The organism is Hydrogenophaga sp. (assembly GCF_031426985.1).
Taxonomy (GTDB): Bacteria; Pseudomonadota; Gammaproteobacteria; order Burkholderiales; family Burkholderiaceae_C; genus Hydrogenophaga.
The window spans coordinates 65,821-90,379 of the sequence record NZ_JASJOY010000050.1; the positions used below are offsets into that span (position 1 = coordinate 65,821).

The window sequence follows — 24,559 nt, forward strand, 5'->3', positions numbered from 1 at the left end:
TATTTCTGGAGACCCCATGAGTGAACGCAAACTGGATGGCAAGGTCGCCATCGTCACCGGCGCGGGTGCCGGCCTGGGCGCTGAATGTGCCCGCTCGCTGGCTTTGCATGGCGCCCGGGTCGCTGTGGTGGACATCCACCTGGCGGGGGCGCAGTCCGTGGTCGCAGAGATTGAAGCGGCCGGTGGCCATGCCCTGGCGGTTCAGACCGATCTGACCTCAGAGGCCGAGGTGATGGCGATGGTGGCTGCGGTGATCCAGCACTTTGGCCGTGTGGATGTGTTGCACAACAACGCTGCCGCCTTGGCCCCCGCCCAACGTGCCGGGGACCGCGATGTCTGCAATGTGGATATCGCTGCCTGGGACCAGGCCATGAATGTCAATGCGCGCGGCGCCATGCTGTGCTGCAAGCACACCATTCCCCACATGCTCAAAACCGGTGGGGGATCCATCATCTTTGCGACCTCGGGCTTCGGGTTGCTGGGCGACGTGACGCTGACGGCCTACGCCGCCTCCAAGGCGGCCTTGATGGCGCTGGCACGTTCGGTGGCCGCGCAATACGGCAAACAGGGCATCCGGTCCAACGCCATCATGATCGGCTTCGTGCTCAACGAGCACGCTCAGAAGGGCGTTCCTGAAGAGATCAAGCAGATCCTTCTGGACCAGCACCTGACACCCCAGCTGGGTTCGCCCCGGCAGATCGCCGATGTGGTGAGCTTCCTGGCCAGTGACGAGTCCTCGTTCGTCACCGGCGCGGTGATTCCGGTGGATGGTGGCTTCACCAGCCATTCCCCGTCCATGGTGCCCATGCGCGAGTTTTTCGCCCGCATGGGGTCCAACAAACTCTGACCCAATCTCCATTCGATCATGTCTTTTTCCATGTATGCCGCCAGCGCGGAAGTCTATGTCCGCATGCTGCGCAACCTGCTGACCTGGCTGGACAAAGCTGAAGGGCACGCCAAGGCCAGGGGCTTTGACAGCGGGGTGTTCCTGGGCACGAAGCTGGCGCCCGATATGCTTTCCTTTGGCAAGCAAGTGGCCATCGCCAGCGAGGTGGCGCGGCTGGCCGTTGCACGGCTGGGTGCCATCGATCTCCCTGCGGCTCAAGGTTCCGATGAAAGCTTTGACGGGTTGCGCGTTCGTGTGCGGGATGCCATTGCCTTTGTCGAAGGTGTGTCGCCGGAACAGCTCGCCGGGAGTGCCGAGCGAGCCGTGGTCCTGCCGCAGCGGCATGGCGATCCGCTGCACTTCACCGGTCAGACCTTCCTGCAGCAGTGGTCGTTGCCGAACTTCTTTTTTCACGTGACGACGGCCTATGCGCTGCTGCGTCAGGCCGGTGTGGAATTGGGCAAAGCCGACTACCTGGGGCCGATGACCTGACCTGGCCAAGGCCTGAACGTTTGTCTCCAAGGTGGCAAGTACCGGAACGAAGACCGGTGATTGACACTGCACCCCGTTGAAACCGGGGTGATTGAACACCCTGACAAGCCTTGCTGGTTTGTCAGGGTTTTTTTTGACCGGCGGAAGCGGGAGCGTGGCGTCCTCAGTTCGCCTCGCGCGTCGCGGCTTCAAAGGCTTTGAGCTCGAAGCCCTCAGCCGAAGCCTCGGCCGCACTGAGCGGTATGTGGCGTGCAATCAGCTTGCGTGCCGCCATGTGGTCGGCTGGCCGGTTGCAGGACTCCACCGCCACCAGACGACCGGCGCGAAAACACAGCACACTGATCTGCCTTTGCTCTACGGAGCCCAGCACGACGGTTTCATCGTGTCCATCGGAGAGGCCGGCAATCTGCAGCTTGAGCTCCCCTTGATCGGTCCAGAACCAGGGCAGGGCGGTGTAGCTGGCGGGTTTGCCCATGAGCCGGGCCGCCACGGTCTTGGCCTGATCGACGGCGTTCTGAACCGATTCGAGCCGGATGGGCTGCTGTGCCCAGGGGCTGGGGAAGCTGACCACGTCGCCAATGGCAGAGATGGCCGGATCGCTGGTGAGCAGCTGCGTGTCCACAACGATGCCGTTGTTGACCGCCAGTCCGGCTTCGCTGGCCAGTTCCGCGTTGGGCAGCACACCAATTCCATACACAACAAGATCGGCCGGCAGCGCTTCACCGCTGGCCAGCTGCACGCCGGTCACATGGCCATCAGCGCCAAGGATGGCCGCCAGACTTTGACCATAGTGAATCCGCACGCCCCAACTGGCGTGGGCCTGATCGAACACCCTGGACGTGACCGTGGAGACCGCCCGCGCCATGGGCCGTGTACCGAGCTCCAGGACATCCACCGAGATGCCGCGCGCGGCCGCGACGGCAGCGAACTCCAAGCCGATGAAGCCCGCGCCGATGACCACCGCGCGTTTTGCATGGCCCAGGCGTTGTGACAACCCGTCCGCATCGGCCAGGCTGCGCAACCCGAACACGCCGTCGAGCTCCATGCCTGGGACACTTGGCACGCGGTTGCGCGCGCCTGTGGCCAGCACCAGGTGCTCGTAGCTGAGCTTTTCGCCACTCGTGAGAAGCAGCTGGCGATGGTCACGATCGATGGCGGCCACGCTGCCCTGTATGCGTGCAATACGGTGTTCGTCAAAGTACTCAGGCGGACGAAAACGCAGTGCCGCCACGCCGACTTTTCCCAGCAGATAGGCCTTGGACAGTGGCGGGCGCTGGTAGGGCACGCCGGGTTCGTCGCCGACGAGCGTGATCGCTCCATCGAACCCCTCTTGCCGCAGTGATGCCGCAACCTGATAACCGGCTTGGCCGGCACCGACGATGACGATGGTGTTGATTGACATGGGAGTTCAGTCTGAATGGGTTGGGGCAGGGGCGGTGCTGTGGTCAAAGGTCGGGTAGCGACCCAGAACGAGCAAGGCCAGACCCCCGGTGAGAAACAGGGGACCGCAGACCATCAGCGTCGCCTGGTAGGTGCCGGTGCTCCGGTAGAGCTGTCCGAAAAGCCAGGGTGCCAGTGTGGAGGCCAGGGTGATCAGGCCGAGGTGAATGCCGAACAGGCGGCCGTAGTCGCGCATGCCGAAGTACCGCGACACGAGGAACGCCGCCAGGTCGAATTCAGCACCCGCGCCAATGCCCACGAGCATGACACCGACAACCAGCAAGATGGTGTCGTCTGCACCGCTGGTGCCCAGCAGCAGACATCCCAGGGCAGGCAAGCTCAAGGCCACGGCGGCCACGCCGGGCGCCCAGAGTCGGTCGACCAGGTAGCCGACAACCACCCGCCCCAGGATCAGTGAGAGGCCAAAGCTGCCGAAGATGCGCGCGGCATCCACGGCTTCGAGACCCTTGTCGCGCAGCAAGGGAACACCGTTCGTGACCAGGGTCACCACACAGGCCACCACCATGGACAGGGCGATGTTCAGGAGCCAGAAACGGGGATTTCGCACGCCCTCGCGCAACGAGACGCCTGCCACCCACTCTGACGAGGATGCCTGCTTGCTGGGCGTGCGAGCCGGTGCGCGAGTGGGCTCTTTCATCCATGCGAGAACCAGCGGCAACACCAAGGTGACAGGGAGGGCCGCGAGCAACCAGAAAGCCGCTTGCCAGTTCCATCGTGTGATCACCGCACTCACCGCAGAGGGAATCAGCATGGCGGCCAGTCCGGTGCCAGACAGCACCAGCGCCAGCGCGAGACCGCGATTGTGTTCAAACCACAGGTTCACCAGGTGGGTCCACGTGACGTGCATGGTGCCCATGCTGGCCATGGACATCAGGAAGAAGCTCAGATAAAGCGTCACGATGGACGGCCCCATGCGTGTCATGCCCATGAAGGTCAGGGACAGCACGCACAGCGAAATCACGGTGACGCGCTTCATGCCAAAGCGCAAATTGAGCCAGCCCACGATTTGGGAGGCCACCACCGACCCCAGAAACATGAAGCTCACCGCAGACTGGAGATCGGCGCGGGCCCAGTCAAACGTCTGTTGCAGTGGAACCATCATCGCACCGTACGCATACAGCATGGATGAGTTGGAATTGATCGCCAGTCCCAGCGTGGCCAGGACCACGATGCGCCAGGCGCGTTTGAACTCGGTCAGATCAATGCCCAACCCACGTGGGCCATGTGAGCTGCTGGAGTTGTGTTGTGTCATTCGGTCATACCGGGGAAGGTGAGGGGGTTCTGCTTTGCCGACGCAGGCGGAGGTACGAGCGGATCACTCGCGCACGAGCAGCAGTGAACCGGCGAGCGGTCCTCCACCGGCTGCCGCGATCGCGACCCGATGCGGTGCGATCTGGCGCAGCCCGGCGCGGCCCCAGAGTTGGGTACAGGCTTCATGCACATAGCCCAGGCCGTGGGTCCTGCCGCCCGAGAGCTGGCCACCGTTGGTGTTGATCGGCAGCACGCCGTCGCGGGCGATGCGCGCACCGCCTTCGACAAAGCGACCACTTTCACCCACCGGGCACAGTCCCAGGGCTTCCAGCCACAGCAGGGTGAGGATGGAGAAACCGTCGTACAGCTGGGCACTGCCCACATCGGCGGGTTTGAGGTCGGTTCGTTGCCACATCATGTGGGCGGCGTCGATGCTGGCCCCACCGGTCAGGGAAATCTGGTCCCAGGACCAGGGCTGGTGCAGGGCCGATCCGATCGCCTCCAGACGGATGGGGGGATTGGGCCCATCGCGCGCCGCATCCATGCGCGAGAGCACGATCGCGGTAGCCCCGTCACAGTGCACGTCGCAATCCAACATGCGCAGCGGCGTCGAGATCATGCGCGACGCCATGTAGTCGTCCATCGTCATGGGCGTGCGGTACACGGCTTTCGGGTTGACCACGGCATTGGCGCGACAGGTCAGGGCGATCAGGGCCAGTTGCTCCTCGGTGGTCCCGTATTCGTGGAAGTGCCGCTGTGCGTACATCGCCATCAGATTGATGGCCGAATGCACTTCGTAGGGGGTGTACCACTGCCAGAAGAAGCTGCTGTCTCGGCCGGCGGTCTTGTTGCTCAAGGCATTGGCGTTCTTGTCGACCCTCCGGGCGCTCGCTTCGGTGATCGTGCGAAACACCAGCACATGGCGGCACAGGCCTGCGGCAATCGCCATCGCGCCGTTGATCACGCCGGCCAAGGGTCCTGGTCCTTCATAGCCTCCGCCATACCAGTTGACCTTGAGCCCCATGGTGCCGATCAGGGCATTGGGTCCGACGGGTGAAAAACTGTTGCCGTTGTTGTTGTCGCCCGGCCAGCAGGCCACGCCATCGATGTCCTCCCGGGTGAGCCCAGCGTCGGCAATGGCTTCCAGGCAAGCGTCCAGGGTCAGGCGCATGGCGGATTTGTCGGAGGGGCGCGCCACCTCGGACTGGCCAACCCCCGCAATCGCCACGTTCTTTTCGTACAGGTGATCGAACATCATTCGGCTTTCTCGAACAGGGGAAGCCAGACGTCTTCGTGCTGCTCAAAGCGCACTTGAACCGGCATGTCGATCCGCACCTGTTCGGGCGGCATCCCCACCACATTGCTGAGCAGGCGCAAGCCGGGCTGATCATTGAGTTCGATGATGGCGACGACGTAATGTTCGGTCAGCTCGGGTTTCCAGGTCTGGTGATTCACGGTGAACGTGGCCACGTGGCCGCGACCACTTGTGGGCTCAGGGGCCACATCCATCGAACCGCAGCGAGGGCACATCGGTGCGGGTGGATGGAAGAAGCGCCTGCAGGCGCCGCAGCGATGGATCATCAGCCGACCAGATTCCCCGCCCTGCCAGAAGGCCGACGATTCGCTGGTGATCTGGGGCAGTTTTCGTGGCATGGACAGGTGGTGTGTGAAGCAGGCAGCGGGTGTGGTCAGGGTCGCCACGAATTGACGTGGAGGGTTCGAACGAGTTTAATAGCTGAACAGATTGCGTCAATATGTCTAACTACTGGTTTACACCAACTACCCGCACTTATGACTGAACTTTCTTTGGCGAACCGCCATATCGTGGTGACCGGTGGCCTGGGCGTGCTGGGCCGCGCGGTCGGGGCCGTGCTCGCCGAGCACGGCGCGCGCGTGGTCCTGCTCGATCGTGCCCCAGCTCACGATGTACCCGGAATGGCGGCTGTGATCGGTGGCGTTGATCTGACCGACCCGGACGCCACACGGTCTGCGTTCGACCAGGCCGGTGAGCGGCTCAATGGCTTCGACGGTCTGGTGAACGTGGCCGGAGGTTTCCGCTGGGAAACGCTGGAAACCGGGAGCCTGGAGTCCTGGGACGCACTCTACGCGATGAACCTGCGCAGCACCGTGGTGGCGTGCCGTGAGGCCTTGCCGCGTCTGCTGAATGCAGGCGGGTCGGGCATCGTCAACGTGGGGGCTCTGGCCGCTCAAAAGGCGGGTGTGGGCATGGGTGCCTATGCGGCGTCCAAGGCGGGCGTCGCCCGGCTGACCGAAGCACTGGCCGAAGAACTGAAAGACCGCGGTGTGCGTGTGAACGCCGTGTTGCCTAGCATTCTGGATACCCCCGCCAACCGGGCCGACATGCCCGACGCAGACGCCACGCGCTGGGTGCCTCCACGCTCGCTGGCTGCGGTCATCGCATTTCTGTTGTCGGACGACGCCAGTGCTGTCACCGGTGCCTGCATCCCTGTGGCGGGTCGGGTTTGATGATGGAGAACCTGAACGTGTCTTCCGAGTCTTCTTCATCCACGGCCGCCGGATCGACGGGCGGCAGCACCATGACATGGTCCGACCGCTACCTGCTCGGGCACAACGGCATGGACGACACCCACCGCGAATTTGTCGAGTGCGTGGCCGCTCTTCAATTCGCAGAAGATGCCGACCTCGCTGAATGCCTGGCCGCTTTCGAGGCACATGCCGTCGAGCATTTCGAGCAGGAACGGCGCTGGATGGACAGCACCGCATTTCCTGCCGCGCAGTGCCACGTGGACGAGCACACTGCGGTCCTCAACTCCGTGCACGAGGTGCAGGAGTTGCTGCGCAACGGAGGGTCCGGGCAGGTGGCCCGTGATCTCGCCCGTGCGCTCGCGGACTGGTTTCCCGGACACGCTGATTACATGGATGCCTCTCTCTCCCATTGGCTGATCAAACGCAGTCATGGTGGGAAACCCGTGGTGCTTCGCCGGCGGATGGACCCCGCTGACGCACCGGTTCCGCCCGAGGCCGATTGAATCCTCGCTCACGCCAGGTTCGCTGTTGACCCTGGTTTCCACTTTCCCCAAAGAGACACGCTATGAGACTTGTGACATTTCAGAAACCAGGTGAAGCGGCCCGCGCCGGCGCATTCATCGAGAGCGATCAGGCGGTGCTGGATTTGCGGCAGGCCGCACAGGCCGTGCACGGCGGCAGCGCCGATGCGCTGGCCAGCGTGCTGTCGCTGATCGAAGCGGGGCCTGCGGCTTCCGAGCTGGCGCGAGGCTTGATCGCGCGCGCGCCCAGCGTGGCGGTTCGGCAGCGGAGCGAGGTCAAGATCCTGGCGCCCATTCAACCCCCGCCACAGATGCGCGATGCCTCCTGCTTCGAGCTGCACCTGCGGCAAAGCTTTGCGGCGGCCCGAAGGGCCCGCGCAGCGCGCACACCGGACCCGGAAGCCACGCTGAAGGCCATGAACACCCGAGCCGACGACCGCGTGATCGAGACCTTTCAGCGTCAGCCGATCTACTACAAGTGCAACCGCTTCGCGACCATCGGCGCGGACGACGATGTGATCTGGCCCAGCTACAGCAAGCTGTTGGACTTTGAACTTGAGTTCGGCTTCTACATGGGTGCGCGGGCCACGGACGTGCCCAAAGAGAAAGCGCGGGAGTTCATTTTTGGCTACACGATCTTCAACGACATCAGCGCGCGCGATGCGCAGGCCGTGGAAATGGGCGGCATGCTCGGGCCGGCCAAGGGCAAGGACTTTGACACCGGCAATGTGATGGGCCCTTGCCTGGTCACGGCCGATGAGTTGCCCGATCCCTACAACCTGAACATGGTCGCCCGCGTCAATGGCGAGGAATGGGGGCGCGGCAATTCACGCGACATGTACTGGAAGTTCGAGGACGTGATCGCGCACATTTCGCGCTCCGAAACCCTGTACCCGGGCGAGTTCTTCGGGTCGGGCACGGTGGGCAATGGCTGCGGCCTGGAGCAGATGCGTTACCTCAAGCCCGGTGACATGGTGGAGCTGGAGGTCGAAGGCATTGGCCTGCTGCGCACGCGCATCACCCAGCCATCCACCCAGCCCATCCCCCAGCCCTGAGGAAGGGGCCGCTCGCGGGTCCTGAGCGCCGTCGTCATGAAGGGGAGGCGGCGCACAACATGCCTTCGAGCGCCGTGAGCAGGTTGCTTAACGTGCCCTCGGCCGACCAGAACGCATGGGTGGTTTCGGTGCGTTCCAGGCTCGCCTCACGGGCCGCCAGGATGGCGCGCAATGAAATGCTCATGAACACCAGGCGCTGTTCCAGCACCGCCGCAGGGACGGCCGTGACCAGCTGCCGGATGTGCGCCAGGCAACGCTGGTAGCCCGTGTTCAGGCCGCCCTCCAGCACCTCGTTGAGCAGCCCCCGGTTCTGCAGCGCGAGCAGGCTGATGAAGCGCAGGTAGGTGTCTTCCTCGCCGTTCGCCTCGCCCAGGTTGATCGAGGGAAACACCAGCACTTCCAGGACCTGGCGCAGGTGCCTGGGCCCACCCTCGGCCTCCATCTGGTCCAGTGCGGCGTTGCGCCGGTCGTCGATCAGTTTTGCGGTGTCTACGATCAGTTCACGGACGAGGGCGTCCTTGGTCCGGAAGTAGTAGTGCAGCGACCCGGAGTTCTTTTGCTCGCTCGCGGCCACGATTTCCCGCACGGTCACGCCGTCGATGCCGCGCTGGGCAAACAGCCGTCTGGCCGAGAGTTTGATGTGCTCACGGGTGTCGTTTCCGCTCATGGATGGCTTCTTTTCTTGGGGGGTTGCATGAATTAGGTCATTTGCTTTAACATGATGACCTAAATGCCCGAGGGCAGGCATTCATCCTACTGGACACCATGGACGACACCTTGCAAGAACTCAGTTTCGACCAGCGCCGCGTGCTGGTGGTGGGGGGCTCCAGTGGCATCGGCAATGGCATCGCCCAGGCCTTTCGGGGGCGCGGTGCCGAGGTGCATGTGTGGGGCACGCGTGCCAGCGCGGGGGACTACGCGGCAGAAAAGGGCTCCAACCTGGAGGGATTGCACTACGCGCAATGCGATGTGGCGAACAGCGCTGCCGTTGCCGCCCTCCAGCCCGGTTTTGATGCGCTGGACGTGCTGGTGCTGTGCCAGGGCATTGTTCGGTACGGGCGCGACGAGTTCGAGCCAGAAGGGTTCCGCAACGTGGTGGATGTCAATCTCAACAGCCTGATGGATTGCGCGCACAAGTTCCACGCCATGCTCAAGCAGCGTCGGGGGGCGCTGATCATCATCAGCTCGCTGGCGGGCTTTGCGGCCCGTATTGGCAACCCGGCCTATGCCGCGTCCAAGGCGGGCGCCATCTCGCTCACCAAATCCCTGGGCGAGGCATGGGCCCGGGACGGCATCCGTGTCAACGGCGTGGCCCCCGGCCTGGTGCCGTCCAAGCTCACCGGGGTCACCTTTGACGACCCCGATCGGGCCGCCAAGGTGCTGCGTGGTATCCCGGCCGGCCGCTTTGGCACGCCGCAGGACATCGCTGGCCCGGTGCTCTTTCTGGCCTCGCCCCTCGCGTCGTACGTGGTGGGGCAAACCATCCTGGCGGATGGCGGCAAGGGCCTGTCCTGACGGGCTTGGGCGTCACTCACCACCCCTTTCACGAACTTCAACGACGAGGCATCACCATGGGCTGGGATTTCGAGACCGAACCTGCTTTTCAGGCCAAACTGGACTGGATCACCACCTTCGTGCGCGAGGAGGTGGACCCGCTGGAATTCGTGCTGGGCAACTACTACGACGTCAAGCACCCCGACAACGTGCGCCTGATCCGGCCGCTGCAACAGCGGGTCAAGGACCAGGGTTTGTGGGCCTGTCACCTGGGCAAGGAGCTGGGCGGGCAGGGCTACGGCCAGGTGCAGCTGGCGCTGATGAATGAGATTCTGGGTGCCGCCCGGTTCGGCCCCATCGTCTTTGGTTGCCAGGCGCCCGACACCGGCAACGCCGAAATCCTGGCGCACTTCGGGACCCCCGACCAGAAGGTGCGCTACCTGCAGCCTTTGCTGGACAACCACATCGTGTCCTGCTTCTCCATGACCGAGCCGCAAGGCGGCGCCGACCCGCTGGAGATCAGCACCCGTGCGGTGCTGGAGGACGGTCATTGGGTGATCGATGGCGAAAAATGGTTCGCGTCCAACGCGAGTCTGGCGGAATTCTTCATCGTGATGGCGCAGAGCGAGCCTGATGCGCCGCCGCACCAGCGCATCTCGGCGTTCATCGTGCCCGCAGAAACCCCCGGCATCGAGATCGTGCGCGACTGCGGTTACGGCACGGGGCCCAAGACCCACGCCTATGTGCGTTTCCATCGGGTCCGTGTGCCGGCCGACCACATCCTGGGCCAGCGGGGCCAGGGCTTTCTGGTGGCACAAACCCGGCTCGGTGGCGGACGCATTCACCATGCCATGCGCACCATCGCCAAGGCCAAAAAGGCGCTGGATTACATGCTGCGGCGGGCCGTGTCCCGCCGCACCAAGGGCTCGTTGCTGTCGCAGAAACAGATGGTGCAGGAGCGCATTGCGGACTCGTGGATCCAGCTCGAACAGTTCCGGTTGCTGGTCATGCGCACGGCCTGGCTGATCGACAAGCACCAGGACTATCGCAAGGTGCGAAAAGACATCGCAGCGGTAAAAGCCGCCATGCCCAAGGTGTTGCACGACATAGCCAGCCATGCGCTGCAGGTGCACGGTTCGCTGGGCCTGTCCGACGAAATGCCGTTCATGCACTGGGTCACCGAGTCGTACTTCCTGGGCCTGGCGGACGGCCCGACCGAGGTGCACAAGGTGACCGTGGCAGAACAACTTACGCGGCATGTTGTGCCCGACGACAGCCCCTTTCCCGACTACCACCTGCCGCAGCGCGCACAGGCGGCGAGGGACCGGTATGCCGACATGCTGGAGGCCGATCTGCCATGAGCGATGCACAGGAGAGGCTCGCGTCCATTGACTTTCTGCGCCTGAATCGCTGGCTGCTGGCGCAGGGCCTGGCCGATGGGGAGCTGCAAGGGCCCACCTTGCTGGCGGGGGGCACCCAGAACCTGATCGTGCGTTTCCGCTGTGGTGGTCGGGAGTTTGTCTTGCGCAAGGCGGCTGGCACGGCCTACGCCAACGGCAGTGAAACCATGCGCCGTGAAGCCCGGATTCTGGCCGCACTGGCCGGCACCGATGTGCCCCATGCCCGCCTCATCGCAGCCTGCGAGGACGATGCGGTGCTGGGCGGCGCGTTTTACCTCATGGAGCCAGTGGAGGGTTTCAACGTGGGCATGGGCATGCCCGAGCCTCACGCCAGCCAGCCCGCGATGCGGCGCGCCATGGGCTTCGCTTTGATCGACGGGTTGGCCGCGCTGCGACGTGTGGACCCCGTGGCCGCGGGTCTTTCCGACTTCGGCCACCTCGATGGGTTTCTGGAGCGCCAGGTCGGCCGCTGGCGGACCCAGCTGGAGAGCTATGCCCGCTACGAGGGCTGGCCGGGCGCCAACGGGCTGCCGCAGGTGGAGGCCGTCGGGCGCTGGCTGGAGCAACACATGCCCAAAGGTTTCACGCCCGGCATTCTGCACGGCGATTACCACATCAAGAACGTGCTGTTCCGTCCAGACAGTCCGGCGCTGGCAGCCATCGTCGATTGGGAACTGAGCACGGTGGGTGACCCGATGATCGACCTCGGGTGGCTGATGGCCACCTGGCGGGGGCAGGGCGCGGACGACCCTGGATCGCCCATCGAAATCGAGCCCTGGTCGGGGTTCCCCACGGCGGTCGAGCTGGTGGACTGTTACGCCGAGCGCACCGGAGCCGATGTGTCTCAGGCGCGTTGGTACGGCGTGTTGGCCTGCTACAAGCTGGGCCTGTTGCTGGAAGGCACCTTTGCGAGGTCTTGCGCGGGCAAGGCCGATCCGGCGCTGGGCCAGCGCTTTCACCACAACGCCGTCAATTTGCTGCAACGCGCCACGAGGTGGACCGAATGAACTCACCCATGGACAACACACCGGGGTGGACCACTGGGCACCGCGACACCCCGGTCGCGGCCCTGGCGCGCGCCGTGGCCACACACCCGCACAAAGTGCTGTTCGATTTCAGCGGGGAAACCACCACCTACGCCGAATTCGACGCGCTCACCAACCGCATGGCCCATGCGCTGCGGGCGTTGGGGGTGAAGACCGGCGCCACGGTCACCTCCTTGTTCGACAACCACCTCGACGCGGTGGTGCTCTGGATCGCGCTCAACAAGCTGGGTGCCGTGAGCGTGCCGCTGAACACGGCGCTCAAGGGCGAGTTCCTGCGGCATCAGGTGGTGGACTCGGGGGCCGAGATCGTCGTGTGTGACGCGGTTTATGCGCCGCGCCTGTTCGAGGTCTCCGACCTGCTCGGCAACGTCCAACGCGTGCTGGTTCGCGGAGCGCTGGACACCCGTCCTGCGGTCGGCTTTGCCATCGAACACCTGGACGAGCACCGGGGGTTTGATGCCACGCCCATGGCCGAGCTGCCCGACCCCGCAGCGCTCAACGCCCTGATCTACACGTCCGGCACCACCGGCCCGTCCAAGGGCTGCATGATCAGCGGCAACCAGATGTGCCACGTGGCCCGCCTGCTTTTGCGGGCGGCGCCGTTCGGCCCGGACGATGTGCTCTGGACCCCGCTGCCGCTGTACCACATGAACGCGATCGCGACGGGTGTGGTGTCCACGTTGCTGGTCGGCGCGACGATCTCGATCGCCCCCAGGTTTTCGGTCAGCGGCTTCTGGCCCGCCGTGGAGGCCTCGGGCGCCACCGTGGTGTCGATCCTGGGCGCGCTCGGCACGCTGCTCGCTCAGGCGCCGGACAACGACGCCATGCAACGCTGCTTCGGCCAGATCCACACGGTCAAGGGCAATCCGTTCCCGGAGGAAATCAAGGCCATCTGGCGCACGCGTTTCGGTGCGCGCCAGATCGGGTCCAACGCTTATGGATTGACGGAGGCACTGATCACCTCGGTGCCCGCAGGTGAATCGGTGCCGCCGGGTTCGTCGGGGCGCTGTGCGCCCGAGTTTGATGTGCGCATTTTGGACGACCAAGACAATCCGCTGCCGCCGGGTCAGGCCGGTGAGGTGGTGTGTCGCCCCCTGCACCCCGACATCATGTTCAAGGGCTACTGGCGCCGCGCCGAGGACACGCAGAAGGTGATGGGAAACATGTGGTTCCACACGGGTGACATCGGCAAGTTCGACGAGGCCGGGTTCTTCTATTTTGTGGACCGCAAGAAGGACTACCTGCGCCGGCGCGGGGAAAACATTTCCAGCTTCGAAATGGAGTCGGCGATCTTGCTGCACCCCGAGGTCGAGCAGGTCGCGGTGCATGCCGTGCGGTCGAGCCTGGGCGAGGACGATCTCAAGGTCACTGCCTTGCTGGTGGCGCACGCCCAACTCACCGAGGAAGCCTTGTGCCGCTGGCTGGTGGACCGGGTGCCTTACTACGCTGTGCCCCGCTACATCGAGTTCCGGGCGGAGCTGCCCGTCAATCCCCAAGGGCGGGTGCTGAAGTACCAACTGCGCGACGAGGGCGTGACCCCCGCCACCTGGGACATTGAAACGTCCACCATCAAAGTCCAGCGATAGAGGAAAACCCAGCATGTCCATTTCAGAATTGACCAGTCGCCGCATCCTCATCACCGGCGGCGCGAGCGGCATGGGCGAAGGCCTGGTGCGGTCTTTGACCGCCATGGGCGCGCTGGTGGTGTCCATGGACCTGAACAGCCAGCGCGGCGAAGCCATCGTCGCGGAAGCGGGCGCAAAGGGTTTCGTTCAGGTCGATGTGGCCGACGAGGCCTCCGTGGCGCAAGCCGTGGACGCTGCTTGCGCCCGTCTGGGTGGCCTGGATGTGCTGATCCATGCCGCTGGCATCGCGCCGTCCTCGCCAGCGCAAGACACCAGCCTGGCGCTGTGGGAGAAGGTCTTCGCGGTCAACGCCACCGGCACTTTCCTGATGAACCGGGCTGTGTTCCCCCACCTGCGGGAACACGGCGGCAGCATCATCAACTTTGCGTCCGCAGCCGGTGCGCTGGGCCTGCCCAACAAATCGGCGTATTCGGCCGCCAAAGGGGCCGTGCTGGCCTGGACCCGCACGGTGGCGCAGGAATGGGCGCCCTACAACATCCGCGTGAACGCGATCGCCCCGGCCATCTGGACACCGATGTACGACAAGACCCGCGCCGAGATGAGCCCGGAACAACTGACCGCGCACGACGCCATGATGGCCAGGGTGATTCCGCTGGGGGGCCAGCTGGGCGACATGGAGCGCGACCTGGTGCCCGTGCTGGCCTTTCTGGCTTCTCCGGGCGCGCGCTTCATGACGGGGCAGACCTTCGCCGTGGACGGCGGTACCCTGATGGTTCGCTGATCGGGAGAAGGCGCATCAGCGCCAGCCGCCGCTGCGGGCTGCGGGGTGCTGATCAAAGTGCGGGGGGCGCACCGACACGCTGGCACCGCCATGCAGGCGCGGCTGCACGGCACCCAGGAAGTTGTACGGAAACAGCGCCGGCAGAGCACCCACCTGGTCCAGCCGGTCGCGCAGTTCGGGCGGCAATTCAAAGTCCAGGGCGCGCAGGCCGTCTTCCAGTTGTTCCAGCCGGGTGGCGCCGAGAATCACCGAGCTGAGGGCAGGGCGACCCGACAGCCAGTTGATGGCCACCCGTGCCATGGGTTGCCCCAAGGCCTTGGCGACGGACTCCAGCGCTGCCACGATCTCCCAGTTGCGCGGCGTCAGTTTGTTCAAGGCGGGCGTCGCCACCGCAGCGGTGGTCTTGATGCGGCCAGTCTGCTGGGCTTGCGCCTCGACGTTGGGCAGGTACTTGCCGGACAACAGCCCTCCGCCCAGGGGGCTCCAGGCCACCAGCCCGAGACCCAGCTCCTGGCACATGGCCGGAAACTCGTATTCGATGCCGCGCTGCACCAGCGAATACTCCAGCTGCACGGCGCATGGCCCTTCGAGGCCGTGACCCTGAGCCAGGGTGGTGATGCGGGCGGCGTACCAGGCGGGCACGTCCGAGAGCGCCCAGTGGCGCATCTTTCCGGCCCGCACCAGGTCGTCCATGCTGCGTAGCACCTCCTCTGCCGGCGTGATGCCATCCCACGCATGCAGGTAGTAGAGATCCACGTGGTCTGTTTTCAGCCGCGTCAGCGAGGCTTCGATGGAGCGCATCAGGTTCTTGCGGCCGTTGCCTGCGGCGTTCGGGTTGCCTTGCGGGTACTGGTGGTTGAAGCTGTATTTGGTGGCCAGGACCACGCGATCACGCGTGCCTGTTTCAGCGATGAACCCGCCCAGCCAGGTCTCGGCGGTCCCTTGGGTGTAGATGTCGGCGGTGTCGATGACATTGCCACCCGAGGCCAGGTAGGCGTCGAACATGGAGCGCGCGGTCGCCCGGTCGCAACCCCAGCCGTTTTCGGTGCCAAACGTCATGGTGCCCAGCGCAAGGCGCGAGACGCGCAAACCGGTGCGGCCCAGCAGGTGGTACGGGGTGGGTGTCATCGGATGCTCCTGATCTTGTTTTTTTATTAATACAAATTGACAAAAAGTGTTCAATCATTAGACTGTTCGAGCCCTGCTCATGTCAAGTGTGGGTGGCCGTTCGAGGGCCCTTTCCTCGTCTCATCCCACTGTTTCAAATCATGCTGATCGACGCCCACGCCCACCTGATCACCCCCGGAATGCTCAACCGCCATGTCTTCTGGGGACCGTTCATGAAGATGCGTGGCTTCACTGTCGGGGACTTTTCGCTGGGTACAAAACAGAAATCCAAGGCGGCCAGCGACGAAGAAGCGGAGGCGAACCTGTTGGCGAAGATGACGCACGCATCGCGTCGGGAATTGATGGCACAAAGGGGCGTGGATCAGATCGTGGTGTCCACCCCGTCGCATGCGTTCATGTATTGGGCGGACGAATTCGGCAGCGAGTACGCGCGCATCTGCAATGACGAACTGTCAGCCTATTGCGCTCAGGACCCGGCGCACTTTGCCTTCTGGGCTCATGCCAACCTGGCTGAGCCTGCTGAGGCTGCGCGCGAGATCGAGCGCGCGGTGACGCAACTCGGTGCCAAGGGCGTTTGCGTGGGTGGTGCCAACTTCAAGAGCTTGCAGGCCTACAGTGAGGAACTTTTCCCTGTCTGGGAAGCCGTCACCCGGCTGGACGTTCCGTTGATGGTGCATGGCTACAACCAGTCTGTGTGGTGGGGCGACAAGCACGCGGAAGACCGCTTTGAAACCACCTCGATCGTGGGCGATTGCGTCGATGAGACCTTGTTTTTCTGGTACCTGATCTGTGGTGGTGCACTGGACGTGTTTCCCACGCTGAAAACCTACATCAACCACGCCGGTGGCATGTCGGTGTTCCAGCTCGGGCGCCTGGCCGAGCTGAACAAGTCGATGGCACCCGACGCCCGCAACAAACGCCCGTTCATGGATTACCTGCCCAGTTTCTGGTTCGACCTGGATGTGCACCACCCGGCCCTGCGTCGCGCTGTGGTGGAGGTGGTGGGCGCTGATCAGGTCCTTTACGGCACCAACTTTGGCGGTGCCTACGACAACGGCGACCTGACCGCCGGGCTCGGCCTGTCGGACGACGACGTGGCCAAGATCCGCAGCGGGAATGCGCGCCGTCTGCTGAAACTCGACGCCCCCGTCGCGGGGTAACAGGCTTTGTCCTCAGCCGGCGCCAGGTCTGGCTGCTGGTGTGGATCACCCCGTTATAGGGGGGCACTGGCCCTTCATCAAGTTGGTTGTCAGAGCCTGCCCCGAGGTGCCGTTGCAGGCCTGTCCATGCTGCTGAGCCTGTCTTGTCTATGGGGTGGGCAAGTCAATGCATGAGCCTCTGCGTGTACCCCGGAGGCATCGCCTTGCGGTCAACTAGAACAGAATCCGATCAACTGCTCAAACAGCTGAAAAAGACCCTAAAAGTTTGAGGTAGATCAAGAGCGCACATGTTTCGATTCCGGGTAAACCCTTGGAAGTTATACACAAACAATAAAACTGTCTTAAATTAGTTTCCATGCCTGCAATGGTGCTGGCTCCAAGGAGACTGATATGTTGACGCGTAGCAATCCGGTGTTGGCCGATGGAACCAAGATCTCGGACCTCATCAACCTGGACACCCGTGAAGTGAAGATGCGGGTTTTGTCCGATACCGAGCTGTACCAGCTCGAGATGGAAAAAATCTTCGCCAAGACGTGGGTATTTCTGGCCCACGAGACGGAAATACCCAACTCGGGTGATTTTGTTCAGCGGGACATGGGATCGGACTCGGTCCTTGTCACGCGCGACCGCGAAGGCTCGGTGCATGTGGTGCTCAACGCCTGTACCCACCGGGGCATGAAGGTGTCCACCCTGGACATGGGCAATACGCAGGCCCACATGTGCATTTACCACGGCTGGGCCTTCAAGCCCAACGGTGACTTCATTGGTGCACCCGTCGATAAAGAGTGCATGCACGGGAAGATGATGAGCAAGGCAGAGCTCTCATTGACCAAAGCCCGTGTGGCGATCTATGGCGGCATGATCTTCGCCACCTGGAACATCGAAGGTCCGTCGTTTGACGAATTCCTGGGCGATGCCAAGTTTTACTACGACACCATGTGGTGCCGCACCACCAAGGGCATGGAAGTGCTGGGCCCGCCGCAACGCTTCATCATCAAGGCCAACTGGAAGACTGCGGCTGAGCAGGGGGCTTGCGACGGCTATCACACGCTGACCTTGCACCGCTGGCTGGGGGAGATCGGCCCTTACGCGAAGAAGCCCGGTGCGGAGGGCGGCGGTGCTGACCTGACCCCGGAGATGTACGGTGTTGAAGTCTGGACCGACCACGGCCACACCATGCGCTGCATCGATCTGGATCGCAAGGTGCGTCGCATCACCGGCCAGGACCCGTCCGAGCTGACACCCGAGCAGAAGCTGGCCGTGCTGCCACCCCCGGGTTTGACACCGGAGATGATTCCCGACGTGGTGAGCCGCCTCTCGCCCGAGCAGGTCCGGGTGATGAGCTCCAACCCGCCGCAGGTGGGCAACTTTTTCCCCAACGGCCTGTTCGAGTTCATCTACCTGCCCACGGCCGACGGCAAAGTGACCGGCGCGATGGCACTGCACACCTATGTGCCCTTGGGGCCGGACAAGTTCATGTTCATGAACTGGATCCTGGCGGAGAAAGACACACCGCCCGAACAGAAGGCCGCCATGCTGCGAATTTCCTGCCAGTTGCTGGGCACCTCCGGCATGGTCGAGCAGGACGACTCCGACACCTGGCCGCACCAGACCATCGTGTCCAAGGGCGCCATGAGCAGGAACATCACGCTGAAGTACCAGGCGAAATATGAGACCGGCAAGCCCGATGGTTGGCCCGGTCCCGGCCATGTGGGCAGCGGCTTTACCAAGGACGACACCAACTGGAGCTTCTGGCAGTACTGGCACGAACTGATGACTCAGGCGTCTTGAGTTGCCCATGCCAGCCCCACATCACCAGGAGATCACCATGCTTGCCCATTTGCTCGAACCCACACCCTTGCCACCTACCGTGCGCAGCAACCGCCTGCCCGTCGGCAGCCCGTTGTACAACGAATGCGTTGAGTTCCTCATTGATGAAGCCGAAATGCTCGATGAGCTTCGCTTTGCCGAATGGAGCCAACTTCTGGCGCAGGACATTGAATACAACGTTCCCCAGCGCTTGACACGGCCCGTGCGCATGCAGGACGGCACCATCATCCGCACGGTCCAGCACATGCACGACAACCACGCGTCGTTGATGCTGCGCGTGCGCCGCATCACGGAGACCCGCAGTGCTTGGTGCGAAGACCCGCCGTCGCGTACGCGCCGCTTGGTCAGCAACGTGCGTGTCTACAGAACCGAAAAGCCGAATGAATTCAAGGTGCAGAGCTACATGCTGCTCACCCGGAACCGGTTCGACTTCGACTACTTTGACCTCATCCCCTGTGACCGGCACGACGTGTTGCGCAAGGACGGAGACACCCTGCAGTTGGCGCGGCGCGAGGTCCTGATCGACCAATCCGTGCTCGGAACGCCCAACTTGGGCATCTTCCTTTGATCTGTCCTCCCACCCTCTGCTGATCAGGATCAAGAAATGACCACCACCTACCGCTCCGAAAAGCTCGAACAAGCGTTCGCAGCACTGTCGGCCAACTACCGTGGAACCGACATCGACCTGTATGCGGCGTGCCGCGACAGGCGCGCGAAAACGCCGGTCGCGACCGGCGACTTCATGAACAGCATCGGCGTGCCCACCCATGCGGGCGCCAACCACGGCCACCCGACCTTCACCCTGTTCAAGTACAACGATGTCAAGACCGTGCTGCAGGATTCCGCCACCTTCAACAGCCGCTTCATGGCCAAGGGCTTCGGTAGCTTTTTCAGTGCCGATGGGCTGGTCATCACGGCCATGGACGGTGAAGCGCACCGCAAGGCCCGCGGGCTTTTGCAGCCGGTGTTCGCACCCGACGCGGTGCTGCCATGGCGCACCGCCATCGAACACCAGATTCGCGACGAATTCATCCTGCCACTGGTGCCGGACAAGCGCGCCGACCTGATGGACTTTGCCCTGTACTTCCCGATCCGGGTCATCTACGGACTGATCGGTTTTCCGGACGAAGAGCTGGGCAACTTTTACGAGTACGCGGCGATGGGACTGACCGTGCTGGCCGGTCCCAAGCTCGACCCGACCGAAGAGGCGGCATCCCGCGAACGCGCCATGAAGGCCACCAACACCTTGTACGAGGCCGTGATGGCGCTGGTCAAACGCCGCCGCGCCGAAGGTGCGCCCGGTGACGACCTGGTTTGCCGCCTGTTGCGTGCCGAGTTCGAGGGTCGCAAGCTCGATGACCACGAGATCACGACCTTCGCTCGCTCGATGGTGGCCGCCGGCGGTGAAACCACCACCCGCACCTTCAGCTCGATCATGACGCTGCTGTTGCAGCGCCCTGCTTTGGTCGAGCGGGTTCGCAACGATCGCAGCCTGGTGGCCAAACTGATCGACGAGAGCGTGCGCTTCGAGCCGGTGTCCACGGTCAAGGTGCGCCAGGCTGTTCGCGATGTCGAGATCCGTGGTGTGCAGATTCCCAAGGATGCGATGGTGCAGTGCGTGGTCGCTTCGGCCAACCGCGACGAAGAGGTCTTCGACAACAGCGACACCTTTGACATCGATCGCCGCCAGAAGCCGTCCTTCACCTTCGGCTTCGGCCCGCACATGTGCATCGGCCAGTACCTGGCAAAGATGGAACTGTCCATCGCCATCAATGCGGTGCTCGACCTGTTCCCCAACGTTCGACTCGACCCGGATCGCCCCGCGCCCGTGATCGCCGGCAGCATGTTGCGCGGCGCTTCCTCGGTTCCCGTGATTTGGGACTGAAGACCCTGACCATGAAACGTGGCGTTCCAACGGTCGTCGACTTTGACGAACACGCCATCGACACCCTGATCGACCCACCGGTGATCAGGCCCCCACACCTCGGCACATTCCTTTGATCTGGAGACCCTCATGAAACTCGACGACCTCATTCTTGTCAGCGTGGACGACCACGCGATTGAACCGCGCGGTGCTTTTGACCGCCACATGCCAGCCAAATTCAAGGGTCGCGAGCCCAAGGTGGTGCAAAGCAAGGGCCGCGATGTCTGGGTCTTTGAAGGCCGTGCCACGGGCTATATGGGTCTGAACTCGGTGGTGGGTCGGCCCAAGGACGAATACGGCATGGAGCCTCTGGGTTATGAGCACATGCGCCGCGGTACCTGGGATATCAAAGCCCGTGTCGAGGACATGAACGCCAACGGCGTTCTCGGGTCGATCTGCTTTCCGACCTTTCCCGGTTTCGCGGGTCAACGCTTCCAGCAGTACAAGGACGCGCGGGAGGTCTCGTTTGCCGCCATCCAGGCGTACAACGACTGGCACCTGCACGATTGGTGCAATGCCGCACCGGGTCGGTTCATTCCACTGAGTCTGATTCCCTGGTGGGACGGTGCGTTGGCGGCTCAGGAAATCCGGCGCATGGCGAAACTAGGCGTTCACGCGATTTCGCTCTCGGACAACCCGGCACTGCACGGATTCCCGTCGATCCACTCTGACCACTGGGACCCGGTATGGCAGGCCTGCGCGGACAACGACGTCGTGATCTGCTGCCACATCGGTACCGGCGTCAAGGCCGAGCATGCCTCGGATCTCACGCCGATCGATGCCTGGATCACCTCGATGCCGATCTCGATCGCCAACTCGGCCGCCGACTGGATCTGGGCACCCATGTGGAAGAAATACCCCAACCTGCGCATGGCCTTGTCCGAGGGCAGCATCGGGTGGATTCCCTATCTGCTCGAGCGCGCCGACTTCACCTACCGGCACCACCACGAGTGGACCAACACCGACTTTGGCGGCGGAAAGCCCAGTGATGTTTTCAGAAAGCACATCATCACCTGCTTCATAGAAGACGAATTTGGTCTTCGCAATCTGGCCGACATCGGTGAAGACAAGGTGACCTGGGAATGCGACTACCCGCACTCCGACTGCACCTGGCCGGGTTCGCCGGAGATCTTCCATGCCCAGACCCAGCACCTGACCGATGTGCAGATCGACAAGATCGGCCACCTCAATGCCATGCGGGAGTTCTCCTACGACCCGTTCTCGATTCTGGGACGCGAGAACTGCACGGTGGGCGCGCTGCGGGCGCAGGCCCAGCACGTGAGTGTGGAACCCATGCTGGGCATGGGGGGCGCCAAGCCGGTGCGTGTGGCTGGCAAGCCGGTGACTTCGGGCGACATCAACAGGATGTTTGCCGATGCGGATGCCGAAACCGCGCTGTAACCCCAGGAGCACCCGATGAAACAAACCAACGATGGGCCGGGTCAGGTCGATGCCTGGCACCTTGAACCTCAGGAGGTCGCATGATGCGCGCCGCTGTCATCACCGAGCGCGGCCTGGGACCGGTCCTGCAGGACTTTCCTGCTCCGCAAGCACGCGAGGGCGCGACCTTGATCAAGGTCGACACCGCCGGACTGGGAGGCTGGGACGTTCTGGGCGCCTACCGTCTGGGGGTGCAGTTCCCGTGCGTCATTCGTGGCGAGGGAGTCGGCCGTGCGCCGGATGGGCGCCGGGTCTATTTTGGTGAGCGCTCGGTGGCGCCCTTTGGCGCCTGGGCCGAGCAAACCCTGGTGCCGACCGAAGAGGTGTGGGACGTGCCCGACGATGTGGACGATGTGCTCGCCATCACCATGGGCATCGCGGGCACGGGCGCGCTGCTGCCGCTGGAGCAGGCCGCTATCAAGCCCGGCGAGAACGTGTTGATCCTCGGCGCGACCGGAACGCTGGGGCAGATCGCGCTTCAGCTCGCGCGCATCCTGGGGGCGGGTCGTGTGGTGGGAGCGGCCCGAGATGCGGCCGCGCTGGAACGCCTGCGCGCGCGTGGCCTGGCCGATGCCGTGGTGGCGCTGGGCAGCGACGACGATGCCGCAGCCCTCAAGGCCGTGGCGGGGGAGGGCTTCGACGTGGTGCTCGATGGCGTCTGTGGACCGCCCCTGCTCGCCGCCCTGAAGGCCACACGCTGGGGGGCACGCATCCTCACCATCGGCACCGGTGCCGGGCGCGACATCCAGCTCAACATCGCCGATCTGCTGTTCAGAACGCTCAGCTGTGTGGGCACCGGCCAGCGTTCGCCGAGCGATCGCGAAGCCACCTGGCGCAGGCTCTTGCAGCTGGCGCGTGAGCACCAGATCACCTTCGACCATGTGGGTTACCGCTTCGATCAGATGCCTGATGCCTGGGCGGCACAGGTGGCGGGGCCACATGCCAAGATCACGGCTTCCTTTCGCGGCTGATGCGCATGCTGTGGATGGGCTGATCCAGCAGCAGGGCAATGAGTGGGGTAGAAGATTGGTGTTAACCCTTGTTTTTTGCCGCATTTTGCAAATACGAGGGGCTTTATATGTACACAGTTGGATGAATTGTTTATATTAAGTCTTCACCGCTGCTTAACAGATGAAGGAGACGCGCATGCTGAGCCCGACACACCTCACACTTTCCGATGGAACCAAGGTCTCTGACCTGGTCAATGTCGCCACCCGGGAGGTGCAGATGCGCGCGCTCTCGGATCCCGAGCTCTACGAGATGGAGATGGAACAGATCTTCGGCAAGATCTGGGTATTCCTCGGTCACGAATCGGAGATTCCGAACTCCGGCGATTTCATCACCCGCGACATGGGTTCCGACTCGGTGCTGGTCACGCGGGACAAGTCGGGCGAGGTCCACGTGCTGCTCAACCTGTGTTCGCACCGCGGCATGCGGGTTTCAACCCTGGATGCGGGCAACACCCAGATTCACACCTGCATCTACCACGGTTGGGCATTCCGCCCGAACGGTGCCTTTCTCGGTGCGCCGGTCGAGAAGGAGACGATGCACGGCAAGATGATGAGCAAGGAGCAACTGGGGTTGAAGAAAGCCCGGGTCACGCTGTATGGTGGGCTGATCTTTGCGACCTGGAACATCGACGGGCCTTCGTTTGATGACTTTCTCGGCGATGCCAAGTGGTACTACGACATTCTTTTCAAACGCACGGACAAAGGCATGGAAGTGCTGGGTCCGCCGCAACGCTTCACGGTTCGCGCCAACTGGAAGGCTGCCGGCGAGCAATCGGCCGCCGACGGGTACCACACGCTGACCCTGCACCGCTGGCTCGGCGAGGTCGGCAATTACTCCAAGAAGGGTGAGGGTGAGGGCGGCGGCGGTGATCTGAGCCCAGAGATGTACGGCGTGGAAGTGAGCTCTCCCCATGGCCATGCGTTGCGCTGCATCGATCTGGGGCGAAAGATCCGCCGCATGACGGGGCTGGACCCCGATGTGCTCAGCGTGGACGAAAAGCTCAACGCCTTGCCACCGGCCGGCATGACCAAGGACATGGTCGAGCAACTCAAACGCAACCTCACCCCTGAACAGCTGAAGGTGCAGACCAGCATGCCCCCGCAGGTCGGTGGCATTTTCCCGAACGTGCTGTTTGGCTTTGTCTACATCCCCCAGGCCGATGGCACGGTGGTCGGCTCGATGACCATGCACGCCTACGTGCCGAAGGGGCCCGACAAGCTGGAGTTCGTGAACTGGATCTTCGCGGAGAAGGATGCGCCGCAGGAACTTCGCGACAAGATGCTCAGGCAGACCATCCAGCTTTTTGGCACATCGGGCATGGTTGAGCAGGACGACTCCGATACCTGGCCTCACATGACCCTGGCTGCGAAGGGCGCACAGGGCAAGAAGGCGACGCTGAAGTACCAGGCGGTCTACGAAACCGGTGCCCCCGAAGGCTGGCCCGGCCCCGGCATCGTCAACGAGGGCTTCACCAAGGACGATACGCAGTGGCACTGGTGGATGTATTGGCGCCAGCTCATGGGCGGCACGGTCTGAGCCCCCTTTAAGCCTTCCTCGCAATTCGTACCCCATTTTCGGAGATTTC

General features: G+C 63.4%; 23 protein-coding genes. 17 read left to right on the top strand and 6 right to left on the bottom strand.

The annotated features are described in order from the left end of the window. Window positions 1–16: 16 nt before the first annotated feature. The gene (locus tag RMP09_RS07095; RefSeq protein WP_310565274.1) at window positions 17–847 is read left to right on the top strand and encodes an SDR family NAD(P)-dependent oxidoreductase; all 831 of its coding nucleotides are present in this window, start codon (window positions 17–19) and stop codon (window positions 845–847) included. A gap of 18 nt (window positions 848–865) precedes the next feature. Further along, entirely contained in the window at window positions 866–1,378 is a 513-nt protein-coding gene (locus tag RMP09_RS07100) for a DUF1993 domain-containing protein (RefSeq protein ID WP_310565275.1), read from the top strand. A gap of 163 nt (window positions 1,379–1,541) precedes the next feature. Here RMP09_RS07100 and RMP09_RS07105 read toward each other — a convergent pair whose 3' ends face one another. From RMP09_RS07105 to RMP09_RS07120, 4 genes are all read right to left on the bottom strand, one after another. Continuing rightward, window positions 1,542–2,780, bottom strand: a complete 1,239-nt coding sequence (locus RMP09_RS07105; RefSeq protein WP_310565276.1) for an NAD(P)/FAD-dependent oxidoreductase — start codon at window positions 2,778–2,780, stop codon at window positions 1,542–1,544. A gap of 6 nt (window positions 2,781–2,786) precedes the next feature. Then, window positions 2,787–4,049 carry an MFS transporter gene (locus tag RMP09_RS07110; protein ID WP_310565277.1) on the bottom strand — a complete coding sequence of 421 codons (1,263 nt, stop codon included), beginning with the start codon at window positions 4,047–4,049 and terminating at the stop codon, window positions 2,787–2,789. Between the two features lie 105 nt (window positions 4,050–4,154). Next, window positions 4,155–5,261, bottom strand: a complete 1,107-nt coding sequence (locus RMP09_RS07115; protein WP_310565278.1) for a thiolase family protein — start codon at window positions 5,259–5,261, stop codon at window positions 4,155–4,157. Between the two features lie 83 nt (window positions 5,262–5,344). Beyond that, a complete protein-coding gene (locus RMP09_RS07120; RefSeq protein WP_310565279.1) occupies window positions 5,345–5,791 on the bottom strand; it encodes a Zn-ribbon domain-containing OB-fold protein in 447 nt (148 codons plus the stop codon). A 90-nt stretch (window positions 5,792–5,881) separates the two neighbouring features. Here RMP09_RS07120 and RMP09_RS07125 point away from each other — a divergent pair, with 90 nt between their 5' ends. From RMP09_RS07125 to RMP09_RS07135, 3 genes are all read left to right on the top strand, one after another. After that, entirely contained in the window at window positions 5,882–6,577 is a 696-nt protein-coding gene (locus RMP09_RS07125) for an SDR family oxidoreductase (protein ID WP_310565280.1), read from the top strand. After that, the gene (locus RMP09_RS07130) at window positions 6,577–7,101 is read left to right on the top strand and encodes a hemerythrin domain-containing protein (protein ID WP_310565281.1); all 525 of its coding nucleotides are present in this window, start codon (window positions 6,577–6,579) and stop codon (window positions 7,099–7,101) included. Before RMP09_RS07125 ends, RMP09_RS07130 begins: the two co-directional genes overlap by 1 nt. 62 nt (window positions 7,102–7,163) lie before the next feature. After that, window positions 7,164–8,174 carry a fumarylacetoacetate hydrolase family protein gene (locus tag RMP09_RS07135; protein WP_310565282.1) on the top strand — a complete coding sequence of 337 codons (1,011 nt, stop codon included), beginning with the start codon at window positions 7,164–7,166 and terminating at the stop codon, window positions 8,172–8,174. A gap of 34 nt (window positions 8,175–8,208) precedes the next feature. On the opposite strand, the gene RMP09_RS07140 is transcribed toward RMP09_RS07135, so the two are convergent. Continuing rightward, complete coding sequence (locus tag RMP09_RS07140) at window positions 8,209–8,841, bottom strand: TetR/AcrR family transcriptional regulator (RefSeq protein ID WP_304834782.1); 633 nt, start codon at window positions 8,839–8,841, stop codon at window positions 8,209–8,211. Between the two features lie 98 nt (window positions 8,842–8,939). Between RMP09_RS07140 and RMP09_RS07145 the strand changes: the two genes are divergently transcribed. The 5 genes from RMP09_RS07145 to RMP09_RS07165 are packed head-to-tail and all read left to right on the top strand — an operon-like array spanning window position 8,940 to window position 14,481. Continuing rightward, complete coding sequence (locus RMP09_RS07145) at window positions 8,940–9,689, top strand: SDR family NAD(P)-dependent oxidoreductase (RefSeq protein WP_310565283.1); 750 nt, start codon at window positions 8,940–8,942, stop codon at window positions 9,687–9,689. Between the two features lie 56 nt (window positions 9,690–9,745). Continuing rightward, the gene (locus RMP09_RS07150) at window positions 9,746–11,029 is read left to right on the top strand and encodes an acyl-CoA dehydrogenase family protein (protein WP_310565284.1); all 1,284 of its coding nucleotides are present in this window, start codon (window positions 9,746–9,748) and stop codon (window positions 11,027–11,029) included. Further along, window positions 11,026–12,075 (top strand): phosphotransferase family protein, encoded by a 1,050-nt coding sequence (locus RMP09_RS07155; RefSeq protein WP_310565285.1) that lies wholly within the window; start codon window positions 11,026–11,028, stop codon window positions 12,073–12,075. Before RMP09_RS07150 ends, RMP09_RS07155 begins: the two co-directional genes overlap by 4 nt. A gap of 8 nt (window positions 12,076–12,083) precedes the next feature. After that, window positions 12,084–13,700: an AMP-binding protein gene (locus RMP09_RS07160; RefSeq protein ID WP_310565286.1), complete on the top strand. Its 1,617-nt coding sequence runs from the start codon at window positions 12,084–12,086 to the stop codon at window positions 13,698–13,700. 13 nt (window positions 13,701–13,713) lie between these two features. Further along, window positions 13,714–14,481, top strand: a complete 768-nt coding sequence (locus tag RMP09_RS07165; RefSeq protein ID WP_310565287.1) for an SDR family oxidoreductase — start codon at window positions 13,714–13,716, stop codon at window positions 14,479–14,481. A gap of 15 nt (window positions 14,482–14,496) precedes the next feature. Here the strand turns inward: RMP09_RS07165 and RMP09_RS07170 are convergent, their stop codons facing one another. Beyond that, window positions 14,497–15,609 (bottom strand): aldo/keto reductase, encoded by a 1,113-nt coding sequence (locus RMP09_RS07170; protein WP_310565288.1) that lies wholly within the window; start codon window positions 15,607–15,609, stop codon window positions 14,497–14,499. Window positions 15,610–15,749: 140 nt separating this feature from the next. Between RMP09_RS07170 and RMP09_RS07175 the strand changes: the two genes are divergently transcribed. The 7 genes from RMP09_RS07175 (at window position 15,750) to RMP09_RS07205 (ending at window position 24,510) form a co-directional block, all read left to right on the top strand. Further along, window positions 15,750–16,769 carry an amidohydrolase family protein gene (locus RMP09_RS07175; protein WP_310565289.1) on the top strand — a complete coding sequence of 340 codons (1,020 nt, stop codon included), beginning with the start codon at window positions 15,750–15,752 and terminating at the stop codon, window positions 16,767–16,769. 390 nt (window positions 16,770–17,159) lie between these two features. Further along, window positions 17,160–18,560, top strand: coding sequence for an aromatic ring-hydroxylating dioxygenase subunit alpha (locus RMP09_RS07180; RefSeq protein ID WP_310565290.1), 1,401 nt, complete (start codon window positions 17,160–17,162; stop codon window positions 18,558–18,560). 37 nt (window positions 18,561–18,597) lie between these two features. Next, complete coding sequence (locus RMP09_RS07185; RefSeq protein ID WP_304834766.1) at window positions 18,598–19,167, top strand: aromatic-ring-hydroxylating dioxygenase subunit beta; 570 nt, start codon at window positions 18,598–18,600, stop codon at window positions 19,165–19,167. Between the two features lie 36 nt (window positions 19,168–19,203). Then, on the top strand, window positions 19,204–20,484 hold the full coding sequence (locus RMP09_RS07190; protein WP_310565291.1) for a cytochrome P450: 1,281 nt from the start codon (window positions 19,204–19,206) through the stop codon (window positions 20,482–20,484). 129 nt (window positions 20,485–20,613) lie between these two features. After that, window positions 20,614–21,924, top strand: a complete 1,311-nt coding sequence (locus tag RMP09_RS07195) for an amidohydrolase family protein (protein WP_310565292.1) — start codon at window positions 20,614–20,616, stop codon at window positions 21,922–21,924. An 83-nt stretch (window positions 21,925–22,007) separates the two neighbouring features. Next, a complete protein-coding gene (locus tag RMP09_RS07200; protein ID WP_310565293.1) occupies window positions 22,008–22,934 on the top strand; it encodes a zinc-binding dehydrogenase in 927 nt (308 codons plus the stop codon). A 175-nt stretch (window positions 22,935–23,109) separates the two neighbouring features. Further along, a complete protein-coding gene (locus RMP09_RS07205; protein ID WP_310565294.1) occupies window positions 23,110–24,510 on the top strand; it encodes an aromatic ring-hydroxylating dioxygenase subunit alpha in 1,401 nt (466 codons plus the stop codon). Window positions 24,511–24,559 lie beyond the last annotated feature (49 nt).

Bases quoted from the DNA above. Each gene is read 5' to 3' on its own strand.
- RMP09_RS07170 (WP_310565288.1), bottom strand. From the start codon at position 15,609: ATGACACCCACCCCGTACCACCTGCTGGGCCGCACCGGTTTGCGCGTC.
- RMP09_RS07160 (WP_310565286.1), top strand. From the start codon at position 12,084: ATGGACAACACACCGGGGTGGACCACTGGGCACCGCGACACCCCGGTC.
- RMP09_RS07130 (WP_310565281.1), top strand. From the start codon at position 6,577: ATGATGGAGAACCTGAACGTGTCTTCCGAGTCTTCTTCATCCACGGCC.
- RMP09_RS07135 (WP_310565282.1), top strand. From the start codon at position 7,164: ATGAGACTTGTGACATTTCAGAAACCAGGTGAAGCGGCCCGCGCCGGC.
- RMP09_RS07150 (WP_310565284.1), top strand. From the start codon at position 9,746: ATGGGCTGGGATTTCGAGACCGAACCTGCTTTTCAGGCCAAACTGGAC.
- RMP09_RS07105 (WP_310565276.1), bottom strand. From the start codon at position 2,780: ATGTCAATCAACACCATCGTCATCGTCGGTGCCGGCCAAGCCGGTTAT.
- RMP09_RS07145 (WP_310565283.1), top strand. From the start codon at position 8,940: ATGGACGACACCTTGCAAGAACTCAGTTTCGACCAGCGCCGCGTGCTG.
- RMP09_RS07205 (WP_310565294.1), top strand. From the start codon at position 23,110: ATGCTGAGCCCGACACACCTCACACTTTCCGATGGAACCAAGGTCTCT.
- RMP09_RS07190 (WP_310565291.1), top strand. From the start codon at position 19,204: ATGACCACCACCTACCGCTCCGAAAAGCTCGAACAAGCGTTCGCAGCA.
- RMP09_RS07200 (WP_310565293.1), top strand. From the start codon at position 22,008: ATGCGCGCCGCTGTCATCACCGAGCGCGGCCTGGGACCGGTCCTGCAG.
- RMP09_RS07185 (WP_304834766.1), top strand. From the start codon at position 18,598: ATGCTTGCCCATTTGCTCGAACCCACACCCTTGCCACCTACCGTGCGC.
- RMP09_RS07100 (WP_310565275.1), top strand. From the start codon at position 866: ATGTCTTTTTCCATGTATGCCGCCAGCGCGGAAGTCTATGTCCGCATG.
- RMP09_RS07195 (WP_310565292.1), top strand. From the start codon at position 20,614: ATGAAACTCGACGACCTCATTCTTGTCAGCGTGGACGACCACGCGATT.
- RMP09_RS07155 (WP_310565285.1), top strand. From the start codon at position 11,026: ATGAGCGATGCACAGGAGAGGCTCGCGTCCATTGACTTTCTGCGCCTG.
- RMP09_RS07115 (WP_310565278.1), bottom strand. From the start codon at position 5,261: ATGCGCCTGACCCTGGACGCTTGCCTGGAAGCCATTGCCGACGCTGGG.
- RMP09_RS07140 (WP_304834782.1), bottom strand. From the start codon at position 8,841: ATGAGCGGAAACGACACCCGTGAGCACATCAAACTCTCGGCCAGACGG.
- RMP09_RS07180 (WP_310565290.1), top strand. From the start codon at position 17,160: ATGTTGACGCGTAGCAATCCGGTGTTGGCCGATGGAACCAAGATCTCG.
- RMP09_RS07165 (WP_310565287.1), top strand. From the start codon at position 13,714: ATGTCCATTTCAGAATTGACCAGTCGCCGCATCCTCATCACCGGCGGC.
- RMP09_RS07095 (WP_310565274.1), top strand. From the start codon at position 17: ATGAGTGAACGCAAACTGGATGGCAAGGTCGCCATCGTCACCGGCGCG.
- RMP09_RS07125 (WP_310565280.1), top strand. From the start codon at position 5,882: ATGACTGAACTTTCTTTGGCGAACCGCCATATCGTGGTGACCGGTGGC.
- RMP09_RS07175 (WP_310565289.1), top strand. From the start codon at position 15,750: ATGCTGATCGACGCCCACGCCCACCTGATCACCCCCGGAATGCTCAAC.